This window comes from Ruegeria sp. BJ6, assembly GCF_056537885.1.
On record NZ_JBQFSG010000024.1, the window covers coordinates 1 to 2850 of the forward strand.

Consider the following 2850-nt stretch of genomic DNA (forward strand, 5'->3'; position numbering starts at 1 on the left):
GGCCCGCGAAGCTATGGGATTCCGCGTCATCAAAAACCTCAACCAATTCTTCAACGGTAAAAAACCTCAAGACAGAGTGATTTGATGCAAACAGCGGCAAAGGACGAGTATCCACCGAATGTGTCTTCGGCCTATGCCGAAGGTCTGCGGAGCGAACTGCACAGGCTGTGGCGTAACATTCTGTCGAAACGAGCGCCCCATGTCGCGGCTTGGGCCGATGCCCCGACGCCGGGGCCTCTGCCCACGGGGCCTGATGCCACACCCTATTTGCAGGCGCTGTCGATCTGGTTCCAGTTGTTGCGTATCATCGAGGAAAATGCAGCTGTCAGAAACCGCCGCTTGACGGAAACCCGCGATGGCCCTGCAACAGTCGAAAGCGGGTTTGCTGAGGCGCTGTCGAACCTGTCCCTGACCAACAGCCAAATCGGGCAATTGGCCGGAGACCTTGTTGTCGGTCCGACCCTTACCGCGCACCCGACCGAAGCCAAGCGCGTCACTGTGCTGGAGATACATCGCCGCATCTATCGCCACCTTGTCAGCCTTGAGGCGCAGCGCTGGACGCCGACTGAGCGGGCTGAGCTGCTGAATGCGCTTGAGGGCGAGATCGATCTGTTGTGGATGACCGGAGAACTGCGCCTTACCCGCCCCAGCCTCAGGGACGAGATCGAGTGGGGGTTGCAGTTTTTCCGCGACGCTATTTTCGACGCTGTCCCGCAGGTCATGCAAAGGTTCGATCACGCGTGTCAGGATGTGCTGGGGCAGACCTTGCCGACTGCACCGAACCTGCGGTTTCACAGCTGGATCGGCGGTGACAGGGACGGCAATCCGAACGTCACAACCGAAATGACCGCACTGGCGCTGCAGCGCGGGCGCGAGTCGGCAATCGAGATGTATCGCGAGGCCATCGATGAGGCCGCCGGCCGGCTGAGCATCAGCGCGCTGATCCTGCCCCTGCCTGAAGCCCACGCCGCACGTCTGCAGGACATCACAGATCGTGCACCCGATAGCGGTCGAAACGCAAACGAACCTTTCCGGCAGGCGCTCACTGCGATCGGCCATCTCCTGCTGCATCAGGGTTATGACCACACGACGCAATTCATCGCGGATCTCGAAACGCTTGATGCGGCATTGTGCTCGGTCAACGCCGATCTACTGGCACGTCAGTATATCCGGCCATTGCGTCGCTCGGCATCGGTTTTTGGGTTCCGAACCACAACGCTCGACATTCGCCAGAACTCGACTGTGACCACCAATGTCCTGACCGAAATATGGGGCTTGTACGGCGCCGCACCCGAGTATGGAACGCGTGAATGGTCCACCCGCCTGCGGGCCGAGCTGGCCAATCCTGATTTGCAGGACCTTGATCAAAATGACCTGAGCGATCAGGCGAGGGAACTGCTGGCGCTGCTTTCACTGGTTCATTCTGTCCGCACCGGTCCCGACCCCCGCGCAATGGGTCCGTTCATCCTGTCGATGACCCGATCGGCGGATGACATTCTGGGCGTCTATCTGTTGGCGCGCTATGCCGGATTCGGGGCGGAAACGCTGGACATATCGGTGGTGCCGCTGTTCGAAACCATCGCCGATCTGCGCAATGCACCCTCGATCCTGCTTGAGGTGCTCGATGTTCCTCTGGCCCGGCGCAGCCTCAAGACAGGGGGCAACAAGATCGAGGTGATGCTGGGATATTCAGACAGCGGAAAGGACGGGGGTTTCTTCTGTTCAACGTGTGAACTGGATCGCGCGCAGCGCAGGATCGTGTCCGCGCTGGCCTCTCAGGGATTTCGAGCAGCCTTTTTTCATGGTCGCGGTGGCTCCGTCAGCCGCGGCGGGGCTCCGACTGAACGTGCGATTGCCGCACAGCCGAAAGGAACCATTTCCGGGCGGCTTCGGGTAACGGAACAGGGCGAGGTCGTCTCGGCCAAGTATGCCAACCGGGGAACCGCCGCCGCCCATCTGGAGCTGCTGTTGTCCAGCACCCTGTGCCACACAGCAGACAGCAGCGAAGCGCCAGCGCGCCCCGAATTCCAAGATGCCATGGATGCGTTATCGGAATTGTCGCAGACGGCTTATGTCTCGCTGCTCGAATTGCCCGGATTTCTGGATTATTTCCAGCAGGCCAGCCCGGTTGAGGAACTGGCCCGCCTGAAAATAGGCTCGCGCCCGACCCGCCGGTTTGGGGCCGCAAGCCTGAATGATCTGCGCGCCATCCCGTGGGTGTTCGCATGGTCGCAGAACCGCCATCTGATCACCGGCTGGTACGGGTTCGGGGCCGCAATGAACAGTTTCCGCAGGTTCCGGGGTGTGCGCGGCGACGAGGTGCTGCACGACCTGTTCCGTCAGTCCCGTCTGTTTCGTCTGGCGGTCGATGAAATGGAAAAATCGCTTTACCAGACGGATATGTCCATTGCCGCAAGCTATGCGGAACTGGTCAGTGACGCGGGGACCCGCCGACGCATCTTCACCGCAATTACCAACGAATACGACAGTACCTGCAGCGCCATCCGCTTTTTGACCGGCGGGCAGGAAATTGGACATCGGTTCCCGCACTTGTGCGAGCGCTTTGAACGCAAGCGGGCAGAGTTGAACCGCATTCACGCGCTGCAGGTGGATTTGCTGCGGCAGACCAGGAATGAACCGCAGAACGGAACCGTACCCGTACCATTGCTGCAATCCATGAACGCCATATCGGCCGGCCTCGGCTGGACCGGTTAAGTCAATAATCAGGAGATAGACGACGTGAACGCCCCCCATCGCCCCTACAATTTCTTTACCCAGTCTCTTTCGGAGCGTGACCCCGAGCTTTTCGGTTCGATCACGTCTGAGCTTGGCCGCCAGCGCGACGAGATC

At 60.1% G+C, this 2850-nt stretch carries 1 protein-coding gene; it reads left to right on the forward strand.

Annotated elements, in window-relative coordinates; translation table 11 throughout:
- Positions 1 to 84: 84 nt before the first annotated feature.
- Positions 85 to 2715, forward strand: coding sequence for a phosphoenolpyruvate carboxylase (locus ACR0D6_RS22485; RefSeq protein WP_480767154.1), 2631 nt, complete (start codon positions 85 to 87; stop codon positions 2713 to 2715).
- The last annotated feature ends 135 nt before the right edge of the window (positions 2716 to 2850 follow it).

Excerpts from the sequence above, each read along its gene's own strand:
- ACR0D6_RS22485 (WP_480767154.1), top strand. The coding sequence starts at position 85 with ATGCAAACAGCGGCAAAGGACGAGTATCCACCGAATGTGTCTTCGGCC.